The organism is Allobosea sp. 2RAB26, assembly GCF_052115465.1.
Lineage (GTDB): Bacteria > Pseudomonadota > Alphaproteobacteria > Rhizobiales > Beijerinckiaceae > Allobosea.
In genome coordinates, this window is record NZ_JBFRGS010000072.1 from 1 (window position 1) to 798 (window position 798).

Here is a 798-nt window from a genome sequence, read left to right on the forward strand (position 1 = left end):
TCGCCATAGATGATGTCGTCGCCATCCTCGCCGAAGAGCTTGTCGTCGCCGTCGCCGCCATAGATCGTGTCGTTGCCCTCGCCGCCATAGACGATGTCGTTGCCGCGGCCGGCATAGATCAGGTCATGGCCGGTGCCGCCGCGGATGAAATCGTTGCCGGCGCCGCCATGCAGGATGTCGGAGCCGCCGCGGCCRTCGATCACGTCATTGCCGTCGCGGCCGTCGATCAGGTCGGCGCATTCSGTCCCGGTCAGGCTGTCATCGCCTGACGTGCCGTTGATCTCGATGAACTCGACGACCCTGAAGAGCGCGGTCTGGGCGACCGCGACGGTYTCGTCGCTGACCTCGTAGCTCAGCGTCACCGGGCCAAAATAGCCGGGCGCCGGGGTGAACTCCCAGCCGCCCTCGACCGCGGTCAGCGTGCCGCTGGAGGTGGTGAGATTGCGGATCGACAGCGCATCGCCATCGGGGTCGCGYGCYCCYGCRAGCAGGCCGATCGCGGTGATCAGCAGSGTCTCGCAGCGCCCGATGCTGCGCAGGTTGACGACGCCGGCRAGTTGCGGCGCCCGGTTGCTGCGTGGCCCGCCGGGGTTTTCACCGCCGGGTCCGCCAGGGTTCTCGCCGCCCGGGCCGGAATGGCYGCCCGGGCCGGGGTGGTGGCCRCCCGAGCCGCCGCCGGCCGAGGCGATCCCCTCGAAGTCATGGCCACCGCCACCGCCGGCACTGCCGGAGAGGCCGCCGCCATGGCTGAGCGTCAGGTTGTCGTTGCTGGCCGGATCGCCGAAGACATCCTCGAGC

At 70.0% G+C, this 798-nt stretch carries 1 protein-coding gene; it reads right to left on the reverse strand.

Annotated features, from left to right (window positions below; genetic code table 11):
* Nucleotides 1–798 (reverse strand): cadherin-like domain-containing protein (locus AB4118_RS34060; protein WP_441493904.1); only part of this gene is annotated, 798 nt, incomplete at both ends.